Genomic DNA, 19,836 nt, shown 5'->3' on the forward strand with positions numbered 1-19,836 from the left:
GAAAGGTTGGCGAAGGTTAAAAGTAGGCAAAAAGCCCAGTAAAACTGGGCTGTTAGGCAATTAGATCGAATAGAAGTAGTACAACTGCGACTTCATTCTAATGATTATCCCTCTGATTACGTCTAAGAAGGCCATAAAGCTGATTGGTTTATCACCACTTACCCATGCTAAGCCCACTGACCCAACCGGAATATCATACCCTTCAGTCTCTTCAATTTTTAGGCGAACAAAGTGATGTTTGTTTTGTAGATTTTTGCCGGTAGTTGCTCTTACCGATGGGTCCAAGCCGAGCAAGTTACCTTGTGCTTCCCCTGTTGCCTCAACGATGCCTTCGACTTGCGCGGAAAAGACTTTGCCTGGATATACGGATGACGCAAACTCTGCCACATGGCCTGGCTTTACATTACGAATCGCTTGATGATTTACACGCATTAGCACATATTTTTCATCGGTATACATCTGTAAACGTGGCATCATCGAAACGCGCTGGCCTTCACGTAAAATAAAGTTAGTCACAAAGCCATCGGCAGGAGCATACACCTTAGTGCTGTCGAGATCCCACTGAGCTTTTGCCCGTTGTTCTTGGCTCTTTTTCCACTCAGCGAGCTTACTTTTGACGCTAAGCTGAGATTTACTAATGTTTAGCTCTGCTTTTTCTGCTTCAACAACTTTAGTGCTTAGCTCTGATTTTATCGTTGATACATTGTGCTTCGCTTTTTCTACGGTTGTTTGCTGCTTATCAATGTCACTAGCCGTAATGGTATTTTTTACCACTCGGTTTTGCTCTTGGTAGCGCTTTAACATTTTCACTTGTAAGTCGTAGTCTGCTTTCGCCGTCGCTAGACGACTCTTGGTTGTTTCGACATCAAGTAACATGGATTGATGTGTCGCTCTGGCAATCGCAATATCTTCCTTGGCTACGTCGTAAGCCACTTCAGCGGCTTCTTGGCTAACTTGGGCCTGGTTTAACGCGATCTGGTATTGAGTTGGATCGATTTGATAAATGAGTTGGCCTTTGGTGACCTCTTGGTTTGGCTCAATGTAGATCTTATCGACTTTACCGGTCACATTTGGCGAGTCTGGACGCAGCTGTATGTGCGGTGATTGAACGACAGAACCACCTGAGAGATCCATTGGCGTATAGTTGAGTAATCCAACCCATACGAACATCAACCATGATACGCCGCCTAAATAAGCGAATGATTTGGTTGCCTTATTCCATGGCATTCCGATCAGGCGGAGGAGATAGATGAAAAGCGCCCATACGGCTAAGCCTTCTAACATTACACATCCTCCTGAACAGTCACTTGGTCGTTATTCGCTTGCTGGCTACTTTTTGGAGCGTGACGCCAAGTGTCACGAAGATTGATGATCGCCTTCTCCATATCGACAAATGCTAGAATCACCGCAACCACCCAAACCCAATGCCAGATAAAACCAATCCACGTTAACGCGGTTATTAACCCTATTTGATGGTGGTTTTTACTGTGGGCTTTGTTGATTGGCAGTTCATGGAATTTCCAGAAACCGTAGACGGCAGCCGCTATGGTCGCAACAAGGACCACGGCAGCAACAACGTGCAAAACTGTATCGGCAGTTGTCCCAACGAAAGGGACACTTAATAAGCTCATTCAGCTCTCCAGATTAATTAGACCCGCCGATTGTGATCTAGAATTGAAAAGTTGAATCTTATGTGACAGATTGAGTCATATGAGATTTAAAATTGACTTGATCTGTAAATGAACAAAGTGAGATTCATGCGGGCTATTGGTATTTACAAAATCCACCAAAGTGTTCGTAATCAATACCAGTTGGCTGATGGTGCACTTGGCATTCCTGAAGCTGTGTTTAACAACCCGATGACTTTGGTTCCCGTTTCTGAGGTAAATGGCTGGTATCGAAAGCTTGAAGCTCAGACCCAAAATCCAGACATTATTCTCGATTCTATGATTGATCAAGATGTGGCGAGTATCGGTGCTATTAGTCATTGGCTGTTATCTGGCCACGACTTTGCTTCTACTATACGTCGGCTTAATTATGGCCTGAACAGTTTGCAAAACGGGGCTTTCTTATCGGCGGCCATCAGTGGCCCAATCATTAAATGGAGCTATAGAAACCCTCGCTTTAGTGCGGAATGTAAGGTTCATGATAGTGTCCGCATTGCGATAACCTTGGTCAAAGTAATGCGACTATATTTGGGGCAGGATTTCGCGCCACTGCGAGTACGATTATCTGGTTCGCGCAAGAACGTGGAAAAGTATCGAGCTTTCTTTGGCTGTGACATCGACTGGAGTCATTCATGTACCGAAATTTGGTTTCATTCAGAGCTTAGGCTTGCGACAAAGCAGCAGGGAAGTATTAAAAAAGGGCGCTTAGCGATGAACTTTTCGGATTTAGACGAGTTGCTGAACATGCCGGATCCGGAAGATGAAGTTAAAGTGATTTATGAGATATTGAACTACAGTCGTTACTTTGGTTTGCCGACCTTAGAGCACGTAAGTTCTCTACTGGGTATGTCTACCCAACAACTGCAACGCGCCCTGCGTAAATTGGGTATGAACTTTTCCACCGTCTGTGGCTACGTGATGAGCAATATTGCCGTTTCGATGTTTATGTCTGGCGTTAATATTGAAGAGGTCGCTCGTCGGTTAGGCTATCAAAATACCGCAAGCTTTAATCGAATGTTCAAGAAGAACCGAGGCATGACGCCCACCCAATATATACAGCATTTTAGTTTGGATGAGCGTTAACCGCACGCAAAGATGTTAGGCACGCTGATGCCAGCGTTGGGGGTAGGCGCTGCTATAGTCAGGGAGTGAAGAGTGAGTCGAATCCTCTTCAGCCGCTAGTGGACCAACGACGGTACGATAGGGTAAGTAGCCTGCAAAAACAGGCTGCTGCATATCGCCTAAGTCATCATTAACGTTACCCTTGCTCACTTTCACTGATGCCTCGGTTAAAGGGATTTCGAGTAACATGGTCGCATCGAGTTCTTTTTGATTACTTAGACGCACTTCATCCGTTCTTCCTGGTGCGATTTGCTCGATAAAGTGATTAAGCAATCGATCTTTTTCAGCACTCTCCTCAATCGCAGTAAAATGCCCCAGTACCACGGCACTGCGGTAGTGCGCGCTATGATGGAAAGCACTTCTCGCCAGCACCCAGCCATCAAATAGCGTGAAGGTAAGGCAAGTGCTGGCTCCTTTTCTTAGATTCCTCATTAAACGGCTGTTATTCGCACCATGTATATAGACCTTGTCCGCGACACGCCATGCCAACATAGGGATGACGAATGGTTGTTCGTTGTCGCCGATGGCAATGTGCGCGACCAGTGATTCATCAATAATGTCGTAAAGCGTTTGAGTTTCAGTGACCGCCTTATGTGCGCCTTTTCTAATTTCTGTCCTTGGAGTGGTAGATAACATATAGAGTCCCTCATAACCGTTTGATTTATAGCTAAGGTACTCTTAAATTGGTTCTTTATTTAGAGCCAGTTTTAGATGATGGATGGATCCACTTATGGCATTGATTGATATTGGTGATTTACAACTAAGCGGTGACAGTCGTACTAAGCAAGATGCGTTGTTTGATGCCATTAGAGACAAAATTGTCGCTCAGTTATGGGGGAAGGGGCTAAAGCTGCCGTCAACACGCAAGTTGGCTCAAGAACTTGGCGTAAGCCGAAATACGGTCATTCATGCTTATGAACAGTTGCACGCTGAAGGCTATTTGGAGAGTAAGGCGGGATCTGGTTATTTCGTTGCACTGGAGCTGCCCGATCAATTTGTTGCGACTGCAAACCAATTTGAAGCGCCTAGTCAACCGATAAAGGCAAAAGATCATAGCCGCGCATTTTCGCCCGGCGTGCCGGATCTGAGTGAATTCCCGACCCAGAAATGGCAACGTCTGTTAATGCGCCATACGGGCCGCATCAGTTTGCTTGGCGGACAAGATATTCAAGGTGATGAGAGCCTGCGTGCTGCGCTGGCCAGTTATTTAGCGACCAGCCGTTCGGTTGTCTGCGAGCCGGATAGGATTGTGATTACCTCTGGTGCTCAACAAGCCTTGGCCATCGCCGCTCTGTTGACGTCGCAAAACGATCGTCGATTGCTAATGGAGCAGCCTGGCTATGCACAAATGGCCAAAGTGCTTAAGTTATTTAATTTCGAGCAGATCCCCGCTCCGGTGCGTCCTCTGTTAGGCCTTGATCTGGATGTGGTCGAAAACAGTGAGGCAGAGGCGATTTATGTGACGCCAAGCAATCAATATCCTTTGGGGACGACACTTGATATAAACCAGCGCTTGCGCTTAATCGAATGGGCTAAAACGCGAGGTGGCTGGATCATTGAGGATGACTATGACAGCGAGTTTCAGTTTGCTCATCGTCCTTATCCAAGTTTACAGGGTTTAGCGGCAAAAACGGGTCATGATCAACATGTCATTTATGTCGGCTCATTGAGCAAGGTAATGTTTAATGGTTTACGAATGGGCTATTTGGTACTGCCTCAATCGATGGTGGCGGAAGCGCTGACGCTTAAAGATGCGTTAAGTGGTGATTCGCCGACTCATACTCAAGCGGCATTGGCGGACTTTGTTGCCGAGGGCGATTTGGTTAGGCACATTCGAAAGATGCGCCGTCTATACAAACAAAAGCACCAGATAATGGTTACCATGATTGAACGCTATTTCTCTGATTCGGTAGAGGTGATAAGTCAAGCGGCTGGGCTACACGTAACATTAAGATGGTATGGGGGTATCTCTGAGCAGGAGTGGGCAGAGCGAGCCAGCACCTACGGTATTGTTATTCGCCCGTTCAATTATTATGAGCAGTTTGATGAAGCGGGGCTGCGCGATTGGTCTGGTGCGGTACTGGGTTTTGGCAATGTACCTATAGATGAGATTGAACCAAAAATTTGCACACTTGCTGAACTGTTCAAATCGTGATGTTATTGATAAAGGTGTAATTAGTTAAGGGAAGGAATCGTATGTGCCGATGGTTAGCCTACCAAGGAGAGTCCATTTATTTGGATAAGTTAGTTTATGAACCGGAGCACTCTTTGGTGCATCAGAGCTTAGAGGCGCGCAAAGCGGTCACACGAGTGAATGCCGATGGCTTTGGCCTTGGTTGGTACACTGAGCGAGATACCCCGGGTCAATTCCATGAAGTGCTTCCCGCCTGGGGGGACGAAAACCTTCGATCCTTGGCACACCATATTCGCTCTCATCGTTTTATGGCCCATGTGCGTTCATCGACAGGCACGCATGTCTCTCGTTCTAATTGCCACCCCTTTATGAGTGAAAACTGGATGTTTCTCCATAATGGTCAGATTGGTGGGTTTGAACAGGTTAAGTTTGAGCTTGAGCGTCAATTATGTGAGTCACTGTTTTTGAAACGGATGGGTACCACCGACAGCGAATTGATCTTTTTACTGATGTTGCAAAACGAATTAAAAGAGAACCCAGTTGAAGCGATTAAAGTGACCTTGTCGATGATTGTCAAATTGATGGAGAGTAAACAGATTGAAGAGCCATTAAAAGCCTCGATCTGTATCTCAGACGGTATTCAGTTTTGGGTAGTGCGTTATAGCTCTGATCAAGATGCGCCAACGGTATTTATCAAACAAGATGGCGCAAATGTTGTGCTGGCTTCAGAACCGTTAGAAAAGAGCTCACAGTGGAAGCAAGTTAGCCCACAGAGCATTCTGGCTATCCACCTAGACAAGGTAACCTCATACGTTATTTGATGCTTTTATCGCTCGCCACTTTTGCCAAGGCAGGTTTAGTAGCGCAAAGACCCCCACCGCGTAAAGCATTGACCAGCCTAGGCAAATAAACACGGCAGTACATAGCACGAGCGACACCGCAGCCAAATATCGGCTGATCCCTGTCAGCAGTTTATACGCGGCAAGCATGGCGAGAAGGTAGATAAGCACAAAAATACCATTGGCGAGCTTCAAAAAGAACTCTAAATCCAACCCTGAAAGCTCACCAGCAACGCATGATATAAGTACTACAGCACCGATAGCTAAAGTGGCATGCGCAGGTACACCTTGGATTGATAAACGAGCTAATGAGCTATTTGGACTGTATTCTCTCGCCTGTGCCCACAACATGCGTGATAGGCTCTGTGTGTAGAGGTTTACACTGGCAAAGCAAGCCGCAAAGCCGATGATACTGATGAGCGTTTTAAATTCAGCGCCAAACAGCTGATTGGCAACCCAAGGGATGGAACCACTGTCGAACATCGGTGTGCCGTAGGCTTGCATCTTAAGAATGATCACTGAACAAACCCAGTATGTGGCGCCCGCTACAAAACAGCCAATAATAATGGCAATGGGAAAATCTCGTTGCGGGTTTTTAAACTCTTCGCCCATATGAGCAAAGGCTTCAATACCGACAAAACACCAAAACATGACACCGAGCGCTAGGCCTATCGGCAAAATACTTTCAGTTGTTAGTGTTGGTAAAACTAAGTCGTTACTGCTGAAGTCTCCTTGCCACCAAAATGCCGCAATTAAAGCAAAAATAGCTAGGGCTATGACGGTTTGTAGTCGCCCTGATGATTTAGCGCCAGCTAAGTTAACCCCAATAAGTAAAGTAACAGTCAGTATCTGAGCAAGGATGGATGAGTTTAATCCGCTCGGCAGAAGCTGTTGTAAAAATCCAGCGGCTAGTGCAATTGCGGCAGGAACGCCGACAGGGATGACACTTAAAAAGAGCCAAGCGACGCTTTTTTCTAGCTTAGAGTTAAAAGCTTTACGAACAAAATAGGCGGTGCCACCCGCATTTGGGTAACGCTTTCCGAGTTGAGCAAAGGTCAGGGCGATTGGGCAAATGGCAACAAATAAGACTATCCATGCCCATAATGAAAACTGCCCAGCGATGCCTGCAACGATGGCCGGAACCATGAATAACCCAGTCCCGAGTAAGGTAGTCGATAGCTGGCCGATACCAGAGAGTAAGGTGATCTCTTTTTTTAATTGGCTCATCATGCTCTCCTTGCTGATTTCATTCGACAGATGTATGCGTCAAATTAGGTTAACGCATGCGGCTTAGTAGTGCATTAGTCATTTCGTCGCAGATTGCCGTCACATTGTCGGAAGCGGTTTATATTTCTGTCATTTTGTCAGCTTTCATCTGGGTAAGTTTTATGTCACATTGCCAAAACCAACGGAATAAGTTGGAGGGAAAGGAAGCACTTATATGGACAAATTCGACGTTCAAATCGTCTCGATACTAAAAAATAACGCTCGAGAGAGTGTCAGTGATATTGCGCGGCAGGTTAACTTATCCCGTTCTGCGGTTACCGCTCGGATCCAAAAGCTTGAGCAAGAGAATGTAATCCTTGGATACCATGCTGATATCGCGCGTGCGAATCCTAAAGATCTGATTAAAGCCTATCTGGCGCTAAAGTTTGATATGTCGAGCTCGACTCATTATTGTGAAGCATACGCAGAGATGATCTATCAGATCGACGGCGTCAAATGGTGTCATGCTATCAGTGGTGAAACTGACATGATGTTGTATGTGGAAGTCGAGACCATGACACGTTTAAATGAGATTCGTGATGAATTGCAGCGAATCCCTGAGCTACGCCATCTGATGACTCATACCGTATTAACCGAATTCTTTAACACGATGCAAAATGCTAAGTAATCTAAATTTAAACTTGCTGCGCTCCCTTCACGTTTTGCTTGAAGAGTGCCATGTGAGTAACGCAGCGCATCGACTCCATATCACGCAGTCAGCGGTGAGTCGTCAGTTAGCTCAATTGCGTGAAATTTGCGATGACCCTTTGTTAGTCAGAGATGGTAACCAATTGGTCCCTACGCCACGCGCATTGGCGATGCAAGATAAGCTCCGAAGCCTACTGGAAGAGTTTGATGCTCTATTGGCTGAGAAAGCATTTAATCCTCAAACGTGGCAACAAGAGTTTGTGCTGTCGTCGAGTGATTATGTTGCGCAGTATATTGTGCCCGATGTGGTGGAAACCGTGGTGGTACAAGCACCAAATGTGAACCTCGCATTTCGTTTATGGCAGCCTGACTTTCTCCATGACTTTGATAAAACGGGGATTCATCTTGCCTCGACCATGCTCGATAACAAACCAGATGGTCTCAGTAGCGTTAAAATTGGCCAAGATAAATCGGTGTGTTTGATGAGGAACGATCATCCACTAGAAATGAACGGTGAGCTAAGCTGTGATGACTTGGTGGCGTTTCCTCACCTCAAGGTGACAGGTGGAGGAGATAAAGACTCTAAAGCTGACGTCGCTTTGCAGCAGCTTGGCTATCAAAGACGCATCGCCTTAAAGGTGCCGTTTTTTTCCGCTGCGATTAATGCATTGAAAAACAGTGACTATTTGATGGTGGTACCTGAGCACATTGCGCGAAATTTAGCGCCAGAGTCGGAGTTGGTCTATCGACCTTTACCCTTCGATACCGAGGTTCACCAGTATTGGCTGATGTGGCACCCAAAATATGATAACGACAAAGCTCATCAATGGATGCGAGCAAAAGTACTCCATGCAATGCAAACCTCGCCATACTCAATTGGTATGAACTGAGATCATTAAGGTCATGATTAACTTTGATTTCAAATCATTCCCAAACTTAATTAACGTTGGATGTATTCACCGAGCTAGACAACAGAGCTCGGTATCTCAACGAAAGGATCTGACATTATGACGTTCACGGTTTGGCTATCACTTTTTACGATTTGTATTCTTGGTGCGATGTCGCCGGGGCCAAGTTTAGCTATGGTTGCCAAGCACAGTCTTGCAGGCGGACGCCTTAACGGTTTAGCAACGGCTTGGGCGCATGCTGTTGGTATTGGTATCTATGCATTCATTACCCTGATTGGTTTGGCCGTCGTGCTGCAGCAATCCCCTTTGCTATTTAAGGCGATTAGTTATACCGGGGCTGCCTATCTTGTTTATCTGGGTTACAACGCGCTTCGTTCCAAAGGTGGCGTCGCTGAAAGGCTAGAATCCGGGCAGCAAACGAGTGTTTGGCAGTCTGCGAAAGAAGGTTTTTTGATCTCATTGCTGAGCCCAAAGATTGCGTTATTCTTTATCGCTCTATTCAGTCAATTTGTGGCGGTGGGTGACAGCGTGACGGCTAAGAGTTTAATCGTAATGACACCGCTAGTAGTGGACGGTTTGTGGTATACCTTGATTACGTTTTTACTTTCAAGCCCTCGATTGATCGACAAGATTCGCTCTAAAGCTCAGCTGATTGATAGATTGTCAGGTGCTGTACTTATCCTGCTGGCTATACGCGTCGTACTTACGGTGTAAACGTGATTTTTATCTTTCGCGCTGATTAAGGAAAAATAATGATAAGACTTGCTGTCATTGGCACAAACTGGATTACTGAGCAGTTTATAGAAGCTGCGCTAAAAACGGGGGAGTATGAACTGACCGCCGTCTATTCGCGCTCATTGGAGAGTGCGGAGCAGTTTGGGCAAAAATACCCAGAACCGGCTTTGTTTAATGACTTAGCGGCCTTGGCCAAATCTTCTCTGGTTGATGTGGTTTATATCGCTAGTCCGAACAGCTTGCACGGCCCTCAGGCGATTCAAATGATGCAAGCGGGAAAACATGTCATTGTCGAAAAGCCAATGGCCGCGAACTTTGCTTTGGCTAAACAGATGTTCGATGTTGCCAAAGAGAACAATGTCTTATTGTTTGAGGCATTCATGTCGCCTCATCTGCCTAACTTTAAACGTTTGAAAGAAGAACTGTCAGGGATTGGGCAGATTCGTAAAGCGATGATTAGCTATTGCCAATACTCTTCTCGCTATCCGAAGTATTTGGCCGGAGAAAACCCTAATACCTTCAATCCAGAGTTTGCAAATGGCTCGATTATGGATATTGGCTTCTACTGTTTAAGCTCTGCTATTGAACTGTTTGGTGAGCCTGAGACAGTTAAAGCGCAAGCTCAGTTACTTGACTCGGGCGTGGATGGCAGCGGAAGTGTTATTCTCGGTTATCAAGGCTTTGAAGTGGTACTACAGCACTCGAAAACGAGCGACTCTTATTTACCAAGTGAGATCCAAGGCGAAGAGGGGGCTTTGCTGATAGAGATGATCTCTACGGCTAAAAAATTGACTAAGTTTACTCGTGGGAGTGATATTGGGATAGATCTCAGTGTTAAGCAAGAGGCTAACCCTATGTATTATGAGGCACTTGAATTTGCGCACCAGTTTAACAACAAAATGAGCAATGAAAGTTGCACTCAACGCTCGCTGATTGTGGCAAAATTGCTAGAGGAAATTCGTCATCAGACTGGCGTTAAGTTTCCATCCGATAAGAAATGCTCAAATAAGTAAAAGAGAGAAGCAGATGCAAGCTGAAGTAAAATGGATTGAAGAGTTTAAATTTTTAGGTCAATCCCAGTCAGGTCATTCAATCGTAATGGATGGCAACGGAGGTGCAACTGCGCCAAGCCCGATGGAAATGGTGCTGATGGCTGCAGGTGGTTGTAGTTCAGTGGACGTGGTTGATGGTCTAAAAGAAGCAGGACAAGCCGTGACTGCTTGTAACGCGAAGCTAACCACAGAGCGCCGTGAAACCGCTCCACGTATCTTTACTCAGGTTAACATTCACTTTGAAGTGTCTGGTGATAACTTAGACCCTGAGATCGTGGCAAAAGTGGCGGCGGACTCACTAGAGAAATACTGTTCAGTATGTTTGATGCTAGGTAAAGGTATCGAGATGACCCACAGTTGGGAAATCATCTAATAGATCATAACTGTTAAGAGCCGAGCACTCTGCTCGGCTTTTTTGTTTTAAGTTTGGAATGACATGAACAATAGCCATAAATTTACCTTAGCGGGCGTCGCTGCCATTCTCCTTTGGAGCAGTGTGATGGGGCTTGCCCGTGCAGTGACTGAAATGCTCGGACCTATTGGAGGGGCGGCGGCTATCTATACCGTAGCGTCGATCTTCTTAGTTCTTGTGATGGGGGTACCTAAGGTACGTTCGTACTCACTGCGCTATGTCGTACTCGGTGGCAGTTTATTTGTCGCCTATGAGATCTGCTTGGCACTGGCATTGGCAATGGCCAATACGCGCCAGCAAGCGATAGAAATGTTGGTGATTAATTACCTATGGCCGGCGTTAACGGTATTGTTGGCGGTCTTAACTAATGGTAAGAAAACCAGTTTGTTGGTTTACCCAAGCATTGCGTTAGCGTTTTTTGGCGTAGCTTGGAGTATTACTGGCGAACAAGGGCTATCGGTCGCGCAAATTGCTGCCAACGTTGCAACCAACCCAGTGACGTATGCGATGGCTTTTACCGGCGCATTCTTATGGGCGATTTACTGCAATCTGACCAAGCGTATCGCCAATGGACAAAATGCGATTACGCTGTTTTTTATCATGACCGCCGTTACTTTATGGATTAAGTATGCGCTTAGCAGTGAAACGGGGATGAGCATTAACCTAGAATCAGGGGCGTTACTACTGATCTCGGGTATCGCAATGGGTAGTGGCTACGCGTTGTGGAACTACGCCATCATTGGCGGAAACATGGTGCTATTGGCAACGTTGTCCTATTTTACGCCCGTATTGTCGACGATTATCTCATCGGTGATCTTAGGTCTAGTGCTGACGCAGAGCTTCATTCAAGGCGTAGTGATGGTTACTATCGGTTCACTAATGTGCTGGTGGGTAACCAGAGAAAAGGCCAGTGAGAAGGAAAGCCTGACTACCAACGAATCTCAATAGGCGTTCCGACCTTAACCAGTTTGAGTAACTCATCCATTTCTTGGTTGGTTATTGCAATACAGCCATCCGTCCAGTCGAAACTTTGAATGTATTTGGCTGGCCGGGTCTCACCATTCTTAAGCCCATGGATCTTGATGTTCCCACCTGGACTGACGTTAAGTTTATTCGCATAGGCAACGTCATTTGGGTTCGGGTAGCTGATATGAATTGAACGGTAGAAATCCGAGCTATCCATAACAAAATCTAAGTAATAGCGTCCTTCTGGCGTACGCTGGTCACCTTCATAGACTTTATGGCCTTTCGGGCGCTTACCCAGTGCTATCCTAAACTCTTTGATTACTTGATTGTTATCAATGAGATACATACGTCGTTTAGATTTATCGACTTCGATCAAATCGATACTTGCCCATGTAGGCAGAGTGAAAAAGAGACTAAAAAGGCACAACCAACGCGTCAAACTACATATCCTTTAAATCTGAGTGCGGTATCGACTCAACTATTGAGTGATTCTTATCTTAGTTATTATAGCGATAGTTGGTGTGATGCAAAATATGGAAACAACATCAACAAAATGTAGCGAGTATCATATCTGCACAGATTGCTTTTGGTGATTTGCGAGTGAGTTAACAAGCGATCGCAAATACATTTGATTGCATACTGCTAGCTGTTACTTTTTGAATCGAACCACAATGATAACTCGATTCAGGCTAGGGCTATGTTTCCAAGGGTGCTACTAAAAGATATTCTCTCAGCTAGAAATCATCGCTTTCTGGCCAATGCGCTATTTCAGTATTTAGATGAACTGCTGGAACCACAGAATATTGGTATTTTTCTTGAGCACAAAAATGGTGCTGAACTCAACTTTTTATTTAGTCACGGCAACCCTGCATCGCTAGGTAATTATCCTGATACGTTCTGGACTTGGGTCTCTCAGTTTGACTCCTCCGATGGTCTCATTCCTTTAGTTCTTAACACCTGTCAATGGAACTACTCTGAAGTCATGGCAAAAGATAGCTATGTGTTCATGCTTGATAATCACCCGAAACGACGTGCTTATTTAGTGATTGAGGATGCGTCTGCGGCGAGAATAAGTGAGCTCAACCAACTCAATCAACTGGATGCGTTGCAAATCATCGCTTCAAGGTGGCAATGTGTCCGGGCTGAGACCGAAGCGGCGAAAGAGTTTAAACAGCGCGATATTAAAGAAGCTAAGTACCTAGATGTGATCAAGCAGCGAGAGTTGTTTATTGAAAACATGAAACTTGTCCAAGAGGTATCGGCAGAAATCGCTAATCCGAAAAACTTAGATGAGCTGTATCGAATGGCGGTTGAGGTTATTCGCGAAAAGCTAGGCTTTGACCGAGCCGTTTTCATGTTATTGGATATTAAAAAGCGTTGCTTTAGCGGTACCTATGGTACCGATGAGCAGGGCAACACCGTCAGTGAGCACCACACCCAGTACGATCTTCATCAACTGGAAGAAACCTATATTGATGCGCTGTTTGAAGGCAAAGCAAATCTCATCGTTGTTGAAGAAGCGCCGCTCTATACGGCAGGAAGTGTTATCGGCCAAGGTTGGAATGGTATGCTCGTTTTACGTGATGGCGATGAGATAATTGGCTGGATAGCGATGGACAACTATATCCACCGAACGCCCATTACTTCATACCAACGTCAAATGCTTGAATCGTTTGGAACTTTGTTGTCACAGATCTATATTCGTAAGCGCCAAGAGCAGAATGTCCGAATGCTGCATGCCAGTATGGTTGAGTTATCCCGTTGCATGACCATTAGTGAAGTCTGTAAGTCGGCGGTGACGTTTGCCATTAATCGTTTAGGTATTGATCGTTTTGCCGTTTTTCTTACCGATGCATCTTGTACCTATATGCAAGGTACTTGGGGAACGGACATTCAGGGTAATGTGGTGGACGAGTCTTACTATCGCTCTGAAACCATTAATCGCTCTATCGTTAATGCTGCGCGCGCCAATCCCAATGAAGTTGTTTTTGAAGAGTCAGTACCGATTTACCATGATTTTAATATCGTCGGCTTTGGATGGACAGCAATGACCATGTTGGTGAGTAATAGTGGTGAACCGATAGCGTTTATTGCGGCTGATAACTTAATTAAACGCTCACCACTGACTCACCAACTGCGAGAAGTGATCCGTATGTTTGCTTCAAACTTAACTGAGGTTCTGCTTAGAACGCGAGCTCAAGAAGCTATCCATGAGCTGAACAATAACCTCGAAAAAGAGGTGAAAACCAGAACCCGTGAGCTACAAAGTGCCAATGAGCAACTTGAGACTATGTCAAAGCTCGATCCTTTAACACGTTTAGGCAACCGCAGGATGCTTGAAGCCTTGTTAGAGGAGATCTGTCATAACACGACATCTGAATCCCAATGTTATGGACTGATTATTGTCGATATTGATTACTTTGGCTTGTATAACAATCAGTACGGTCACATGCAAGGTGACATTGCCTTGATGCGAGTGGGCAGTATATTACAACAGCATACTAAATCGGATAGTGAAGTCTTTTGTCGCATTGGCGGAGAAGAGTTTGCGCTGCTGATGACCACCCAGAATGCTGAAAAAGTGGCGCAGTTAGCCGAGAGTATTCGTCGTAGTATTGAGCTTGAATCGATTCCTCATGAGAAGAGCTCGGTGAAAGAGACATTAACTGTATCGGTGGGTTATTCAGTTATGGAACTGAAGCAAAGCGAATTCAGCTTCGACAAACTATACAGTGCGGCAGACCAATCACTCTATCAAGCGAAAAATGGTGGAAGAAACAGTGTAATTGGTTCGACGCTTATGTTGGCCAACGCCTAACAAAAAAGCCTTGAGATGAAACATCGCAAGGCTTTTTTCTGTTTTAGAATTTAAAGAGGAGGTAAGGTATCTTTGGCCTTTTTTGTTGAACCTTGGCTCTTGTTTGCTTTCTTAATTAGCTTGATAATCTTTGACGCCTTCCAATGATTGCCTTCACTGCCATATTGGCTTTGGTTCATGGCCGCTTGTTCTGCGCGAACTTCTAACACCAAGTTTGGATCCATTCCTATATTACTGTCTAACCAACGTTTGATTAGATAGTTCGCTTTGACTTTGTCATCTTGCTTCAGTGCAGTGAGGATCTGTTCGATTTCGCTCGTTGCAGGTGTAGAAGTGGTGTTTGTCGCTTTACGGCTACGCGAGAGAATCAGCATGATTAGAGTCGCTAGCCATAACAGTGCAAACAGTGCGGTCAGGTATGGCCATATTCCTCGTTCATACACAGTCACTGTTTCGGGTTTGCTGATGTTAGCTGTAGGGGCGGTTAGAGGTTCGTTACTTAACCCGCTGCCAGCTGCGATCTGGATATCTAACCCTGGCAAAGTCGCTGTCTTAGTGACACTGTTGCTTGTGTCCCACCAGTTAAGCGATACATCGCTCAGGTGCACGTTTCCTTGTTGTTGAGCAATCAATACCTGCTTCACCGTCATTCTTGTTTTGCCATTGCCTAAGTCTTGAAACTGAGGTTTCTCTTGGTAAACACGAATGCTCTCCGGATAGCTAACCTTTAAGTTAGGGATATGCTCAGAGGCAAGCCCTTCGACATCTAAGGTAATCTCGCGAGTAATAGACTCACCAACGGTGGTTTGGTAGCTATCTTTAGTGATCGCGTTGCCTGCAGAATCGCCCCAGTGTTGAGTTAAGCTAAGGTTTGCTGCGGGTAGCCATTCACCTTGATATTGGCTTGGAATCGGAGAGACATGAACCGTGAACTGCTTTGCAGGGGTATTTGCTGAGACTAATTTGGTCGTACCGCTACGGTTATCGCCATAAACAACACTGCCTTTGAAGCCAATTCCGTTAAGGGTGTAATCACCGGCTTTATTGGCAGTTACACGATAGCTTTGGTCGACCACGGTGACTTCTAAGCCACCTAACACACTTTGGTATTGATTGGGCTCGCCTAGAGCTTCAAGAGAGAGACCTGACTGCGTATCACCAATAATTGTTGGTGGTTGGATATTCGGGTTTTGTAGTCGGCGTGGATCGGCTTTGACAATGAGTCGGGTGGTAAGCGTCGCACTCTCTTTCGGATAGAGTTTATTTTTACTCAGCGTGCTTTGCAGCTCAACCAAATCGGTAACTTTAGGTTGGTCCGTATCAGCAGAAACTTGAATCGTAATCGGCTGCGATGATGCACCATCCACTTTGAATGCTGGGATCGACGTTACGCCTAATCGTTGCGCAGCTAATGAAATATTCCATTCACTACGGGTCGAGCGATCACCGTTGATGATGTTAATTGAGGAGCCAAAGCTTGGGCGACCAACATAAAAGTCTTGGTTCAACGCTGAAAAATCGATGGCATCCGATGAGACCTTTTTGTCCACCACGACTCTTAGCTGGAAAACTTCGTTCTTAACGACTTTATTCTTGCTCACCGTCACCTGAATGTTAGTCGCGAAGGCGGCTGGACTGATTAAGACAAACAGTAGTGCGCATAGGCTGGCGAAAAAGAGTTTAGCTTGTTTCTTCATTACCATTTTTTACCTGTATCTTGTGGTGGTTGTTTTTGCTGGGCTTGCAAGATCATTTGTGCTCGCAACAATCGGCTAGGATCTCTTGCGTTTTCAACTTGTTGCAACTTTCTTAGCTCAGGGTCGATAGCCTGTTGGCTATCTGCGACTGATGTCGGCTGCGAAGTTTGCTGGGGTTGATTTTCATCTTGCTGTTCAAGGTTTGAGTCTTGTTCAGCATTTGCGGCCGATTGTTCCTCTGACTGAGGTTGCTCATCTTTTGACTGTTCTTCTTCAGTCTTCGGCTGATTTTCCTGATCACTTTGAGCAGGTTTATTTTCTCGTGACTGACTTGACTGAGGCTCTGAGCTCTTATCATTTTGAGAGTCCTGAGAGTCCTGAGAGTCCTGAGAGTCCTGAGAGTCCTGAGAGTCCTGAGAGTCCTGAGAGTCCTGAGAGTCCTGAGAGTCCTGAGAGTCCTGAGAGTCCTGAGAGTCCTGAGAGTCCTGAGAGTCCTGAGAGTCCTGAGAGTCCTGAGAGTCCTGAGAGTCCTGAGAGTCCTGAGAGTCCTGAGAGTCCTGAGAGTCCTGAGAGTCCTGAGAGTCCTGAGAGTCCTGAGAGTCCTGAGAGTCCTGAGAGTCCTGAGAGTCCTGAGAGTCCTGAGATTTGCTATTGCTTTGCTCTTGATTAGACTCATCTTGCTGTTGCTGTTGCTGTTGCTGTTGCTGTTGCTGTTGCTGTTGCTGTTGCTGTTGCTGTTGCTGTTGCTGTTGCTGTTGCTGTTGCTGTTGCTGTTGCTGTTGCTGTTGCTGTTGCTGTTGCTGTTGCTGTTGCTGTTGAGCTTGTTTCACCACGTCCAAGTTGTGTTTTGCATCTTGATGCTGTGGGGCTTGTTTGAGTATCTCTTGGTAGATCTCCGCCGCTTTGTCCAACTGACCATTTTGCGCATAGGCATTGGCTAAGTTGTATCGACCATCAAGGCTTTGCTCATTCTTTAGCGTTTCAATGGCATCTGAGTAATTCTGATTTTGATACTGAGAAACCCCTTTCCATTGCTGGTCAGTAAACCGCTCGGCGGCATCCGCGAACTTACCTTGATCAAACAGTTGTTTCGCTTGTTGATCGCTGTTTATCCAAGGATTAGCCATAGCAGGTTTAGGGCTAACCAATGGCAGCCCTAGCAAAAACACACTCAAAAATAACCCGCGTCTAAATAGCAGCAAAGCAGGAAGGATCAGTAAAGGCAGCAACCAAAAGCCCTGATTGATGCGCTCAGCGATCTTATGGCTACTATCTTGCGCATTGGTACCATCTAGGTGAGAGGTAATTTGAGCGATTCGTTCCACGTCGCTATTGGTGACTTGGACGGGGATAAACTGACCATTTAAGGTCGATGCAAGCGCACGCATGTTATCGAAGTTAGATTTCGCGACCACAGGCTGACCATTGGTATGTGTCATTAAGGTACCGTCATTAAGTTGGATCGGTGCGCCTGAACGGGTGCCAACCCCCAAAATAGACAGCCGCCAGTCTGTGCCTTTTAGTTGTTTTTCTATTGCCGAGCGTTCCATATCATCAATGTCGTCGGTGATTAAGACGATGTCGCCAGTCGCTAGGCCAGTATTGGTCATCATATTGATCGCCAGTTCAATACCTTTACTCGCATCCGCGCCAGGGTAGGGCATGAGCTCCGGTGATAGGTTTGGCAACAAATTGGCAATGGTCTTGCTGTCGCTAGTCATTGGGCTTACTTGGTAGGCATCACCCGCGTAGGCGACCAGTCCTGTTGAACCTTCTTGCCAGTTTTCCAGTAAATCAATCGCCTTGTAACGTGCTTGGGTGAGTCGGTTCGGTTTGATGTCGTTTGCGTACATAGACATCGACATATCCATCACCAGCACTCTCGCACTGCTGTTGGCATAACTTTGCAGCTCTTGCGTTTTAAAGCTTGGTCCAGCAAGTGCGATAATCGTGATGAAGCCACTTAGCGCCATGATTGATAGCCAGCTAGAGTGACTCTTTTTGGTTTGTACCCCCATCACTTTCGCCAGATGTGGGGCGATTAAGGTATGCGAACTTGCTCGTTTAGATAGCCACATAATAAAGGCGAACCAAGGCAAGCTTGCAACTAACCAATAAGGGGAGAGGAAAACAAAATCAGACATAGTTCCTCCGGACAACCAGCAGTAAAGAAAAACAAAGCAGAGATAGAGTAAGCGGCAGTGAGAACCACTCGGTTTGAGGTCGCCACGTTTGCGTTGCTTGGCTGATCGGCTCTAGATTATTGATGGTGTCGTAAATGGTGGCCAGTTCATCAGCATTGCGAGCTCGGAAGTATTGTCCGCCAGTGAGATCGGCAATCTGCTTCAGAGTCTTCTCATCTAGGTCTTTGGCGGTGTTCACTTTGCGAGTCATGAAAAACTCTTTGACCATCATCTCGCCGGCCCCGATACCGATGGTGTAAATCGTCGCATTGTACTTTTTAGCAATTCTAGCGGCTTCAAGTGGCTCCAAAACGCCAGAGGTATTGCTACCGTCACTGAGCAGCACCATCACTCTTTGCGGTGCTTCACTGTCAACAAAGGTTTTCGTCGCAAGGCCAATACCTTCACCAATGGCGGTCTTATCACCAATAAGGCGCAGTACCAGGGAGTTAACCTGATCAGAAATGGTTTCTCGATCAAGAGTTAATGGCGTTTGCAGGTAGGCGTGGTCGGCAAAGAGAACTAGACCTAATCGATCGCCTTCACGTTGCTTGACGAAATCACTTACGACGTTTTTGACTGCAGAGAGTCGATCGATATATTGATCGCCTTCTTGCATATCTTCTTGGCTCATCGAATAGGAGAGATCGAGTACTAACATTAAGTCTCGGTGTTTAGGTTGAGTCGTCACCGGATCGCCATACCAAACAGGGCGTGCCAGTGCAGCGATGAGTGCAATCCAAGTGATTGCAACCAGCACTCGAGCAAGCGTATTAGTGGGTGCAACCGCCGTACCCGACTCAGGTAAGTAAGGGAGGCGGACCGGTGCGGCTTGTTTTAAGGGGGGAGCAAAGTAATAAACGAGCAAAGGCAGTGGAAGCAATAGCCACATCCACCACCACACGAAGCTGATATTAGCCACGAGAAATTCTTCCTTTTTTAGGAGGCAGAGCCTGCTCAACCCATTCATTGCAATGTTGAATAAGTTGCTCTGCATTGGGTACTGCCTGATTAGTGTATAGCGCTTGCTGCCACAGGTCGTAGTTGTCGCTAAAGCGAGGTGTCGCTAGTTGGCTATCAAGAAATGAATACCACTCTTTACCTGTGAGTTGAGCGATTTGCTCTCTTGGGAAATAACACAGCGCCGCTTGTCTAACGAGTTCAATCGCTTCAGAAGGCTGATTGCCACATGCAAGCAATCGTAGTGCGGTTCGTTTTGGAGCTAAGCGTTTTTTGCGCCAACGAATGAACATAAAGATGATAAGGGTAGTTAGCAAAATACTCGTAATCACTGCCCACCAACCCCAAGAAAGTGGTAACCATGACGGAGGCTCAGGTAGGTGCATTGGGTTTAGGGGAAGCGGTGATGTTTGAGTTTCATTACTCATT

General features: G+C 46.0%; 19 protein-coding genes. 10 read left to right on the plus strand and 9 right to left on the minus strand.

The window, feature by feature from the left end; all coding sequences use genetic code 11:
* Window positions 1-60: 60 nt before the first annotated feature.
* Window positions 61-1,284 carry an HlyD family secretion protein gene (locus VIA_RS04445; protein WP_004411366.1) on the minus strand — a complete coding sequence of 408 codons (1,224 nt, stop codon included), beginning with the start codon at window positions 1,282-1,284 and terminating at the stop codon, window positions 61-63.
* The gene (locus VIA_RS04450) at window positions 1,284-1,631 is read right to left on the minus strand and encodes a hypothetical protein (RefSeq protein ID WP_004411367.1); all 348 of its coding nucleotides are present in this window, start codon (window positions 1,629-1,631) and stop codon (window positions 1,284-1,286) included. The genes VIA_RS04445 and VIA_RS04450 overlap by 1 nt, the downstream gene beginning before the upstream one ends.
* Window positions 1,632-1,757: 126 nt before the next feature.
* Between VIA_RS04450 and VIA_RS04455 the strand changes: the two genes are divergently transcribed.
* The gene (locus VIA_RS04455; RefSeq protein ID WP_004411368.1) at window positions 1,758-2,750 is read left to right on the plus strand and encodes an AraC family transcriptional regulator; all 993 of its coding nucleotides are present in this window, start codon (window positions 1,758-1,760) and stop codon (window positions 2,748-2,750) included.
* A gap of 15 nt (window positions 2,751-2,765) precedes the next feature.
* Here the strand turns inward: VIA_RS04455 and VIA_RS04460 are convergent, their stop codons facing one another.
* Window positions 2,766-3,425 (minus strand): pyridoxamine 5'-phosphate oxidase family protein, encoded by a 660-nt coding sequence (locus VIA_RS04460; RefSeq protein ID WP_004411369.1) that lies wholly within the window; start codon window positions 3,423-3,425, stop codon window positions 2,766-2,768.
* 94 nt (window positions 3,426-3,519) lie between these two features.
* On the opposite strand from VIA_RS04460, the gene pdxR reads away from it, so the two are divergent.
* A complete protein-coding gene (gene pdxR, locus VIA_RS04465; RefSeq protein ID WP_004411370.1) occupies window positions 3,520-4,944 on the plus strand; it encodes a MocR-like pyridoxine biosynthesis transcription factor PdxR in 1,425 nt (474 codons plus the stop codon).
* Window positions 4,945-4,985: 41 nt separating this feature from the next.
* Window positions 4,986-5,744, plus strand: coding sequence for a class II glutamine amidotransferase (locus VIA_RS04470; protein WP_004417087.1), 759 nt, complete (start codon window positions 4,986-4,988; stop codon window positions 5,742-5,744).
* Here the strand turns inward: VIA_RS04470 and yjeH are convergent.
* A complete protein-coding gene (yjeH, locus tag VIA_RS04475) occupies window positions 5,730-6,989 on the minus strand; it encodes an L-methionine/branched-chain amino acid transporter (protein WP_004411372.1) in 1,260 nt (419 codons plus the stop codon). The genes VIA_RS04470 and yjeH overlap by 15 nt on opposite strands.
* Before the next feature lie 214 nt (window positions 6,990-7,203).
* Here yjeH and VIA_RS04480 point away from each other — a divergent pair, with 214 nt between their 5' ends.
* The 6 genes from VIA_RS04480 to yddG all read left to right on the plus strand — a co-directional run bounded on the left by VIA_RS04480 (window position 7,204) and on the right by yddG (window position 11,731).
* A complete protein-coding gene (locus VIA_RS04480) occupies window positions 7,204-7,656 on the plus strand; it encodes an Lrp/AsnC family transcriptional regulator (RefSeq protein WP_004411373.1) in 453 nt (150 codons plus the stop codon).
* A complete protein-coding gene (locus VIA_RS04485) occupies window positions 7,646-8,566 on the plus strand; it encodes a LysR family transcriptional regulator (protein ID WP_004411374.1) in 921 nt (306 codons plus the stop codon). The genes VIA_RS04480 and VIA_RS04485 overlap by 11 nt, the downstream gene beginning before the upstream one ends.
* 117 nt (window positions 8,567-8,683) lie before the next feature.
* Window positions 8,684-9,298, plus strand: coding sequence for a LysE family translocator (locus VIA_RS04490; protein WP_004411375.1), 615 nt, complete (start codon window positions 8,684-8,686; stop codon window positions 9,296-9,298).
* 38 nt (window positions 9,299-9,336) lie between these two features.
* Complete coding sequence (locus VIA_RS04495; RefSeq protein ID WP_004411376.1) at window positions 9,337-10,332, plus strand: Gfo/Idh/MocA family protein; 996 nt, start codon at window positions 9,337-9,339, stop codon at window positions 10,330-10,332.
* Between the two features lie 13 nt (window positions 10,333-10,345).
* Window positions 10,346-10,744, plus strand: a complete 399-nt coding sequence (locus tag VIA_RS04500; RefSeq protein ID WP_004411377.1) for an OsmC family protein — start codon at window positions 10,346-10,348, stop codon at window positions 10,742-10,744.
* Window positions 10,745-10,807: 63 nt separating this feature from the next.
* Window positions 10,808-11,731 carry an aromatic amino acid DMT transporter YddG gene (gene yddG, locus VIA_RS04505; protein ID WP_004411378.1) on the plus strand — a complete coding sequence of 308 codons (924 nt, stop codon included), beginning with the start codon at window positions 10,808-10,810 and terminating at the stop codon, window positions 11,729-11,731.
* On the opposite strand, the gene VIA_RS04510 is transcribed toward yddG, so the two are convergent.
* A complete protein-coding gene (locus VIA_RS04510; RefSeq protein WP_004417081.1) occupies window positions 11,712-12,188 on the minus strand; it encodes a L,D-transpeptidase family protein in 477 nt (158 codons plus the stop codon). The two genes, yddG and VIA_RS04510, sit on opposite strands and share 20 nt — an antisense overlap.
* A gap of 258 nt (window positions 12,189-12,446) precedes the next feature.
* Here VIA_RS04510 and VIA_RS04515 point away from each other — a divergent pair, with 258 nt between their 5' ends.
* Window positions 12,447-14,567, plus strand: coding sequence for a sensor domain-containing diguanylate cyclase (locus VIA_RS04515; protein ID WP_004417079.1), 2,121 nt, complete (start codon window positions 12,447-12,449; stop codon window positions 14,565-14,567).
* Between the two features lie 50 nt (window positions 14,568-14,617).
* Here VIA_RS04515 and VIA_RS04520 read toward each other — a convergent pair whose 3' ends face one another.
* The 4 genes from VIA_RS04520 to VIA_RS04535 are packed head-to-tail and all read right to left on the minus strand — an operon-like array spanning window position 14,618 to window position 19,835.
* On the minus strand, window positions 14,618-16,264 hold the full coding sequence (locus VIA_RS04520) for a BatD family protein (RefSeq protein WP_004417077.1): 1,647 nt from the start codon (window positions 16,262-16,264) through the stop codon (window positions 14,618-14,620).
* The gene (locus VIA_RS22080) at window positions 16,264-18,408 is read right to left on the minus strand and encodes a vWA domain-containing protein (RefSeq protein ID WP_004411382.1); all 2,145 of its coding nucleotides are present in this window, start codon (window positions 18,406-18,408) and stop codon (window positions 16,264-16,266) included. Before VIA_RS22080 ends, VIA_RS04520 begins: the two co-directional genes overlap by 1 nt.
* On the minus strand, window positions 18,401-19,369 hold the full coding sequence (locus VIA_RS04530; RefSeq protein ID WP_004411383.1) for a vWA domain-containing protein: 969 nt from the start codon (window positions 19,367-19,369) through the stop codon (window positions 18,401-18,403). The genes VIA_RS22080 and VIA_RS04530 overlap by 8 nt, the downstream gene beginning before the upstream one ends.
* The gene (locus VIA_RS04535) at window positions 19,362-19,835 is read right to left on the minus strand and encodes a DUF4381 domain-containing protein (protein ID WP_004411384.1); all 474 of its coding nucleotides are present in this window, start codon (window positions 19,833-19,835) and stop codon (window positions 19,362-19,364) included. Before VIA_RS04535 ends, VIA_RS04530 begins: the two co-directional genes overlap by 8 nt.
* Between the last annotated feature and the right edge of the window lies 1 nt (window position 19,836).

Origin of the sequence: Vibrio orientalis CIP 102891 = ATCC 33934, assembly GCF_000176235.1 — a bacterium.
Classification (GTDB): domain Bacteria; phylum Pseudomonadota; class Gammaproteobacteria; order Enterobacterales; family Vibrionaceae; genus Vibrio; species Vibrio orientalis.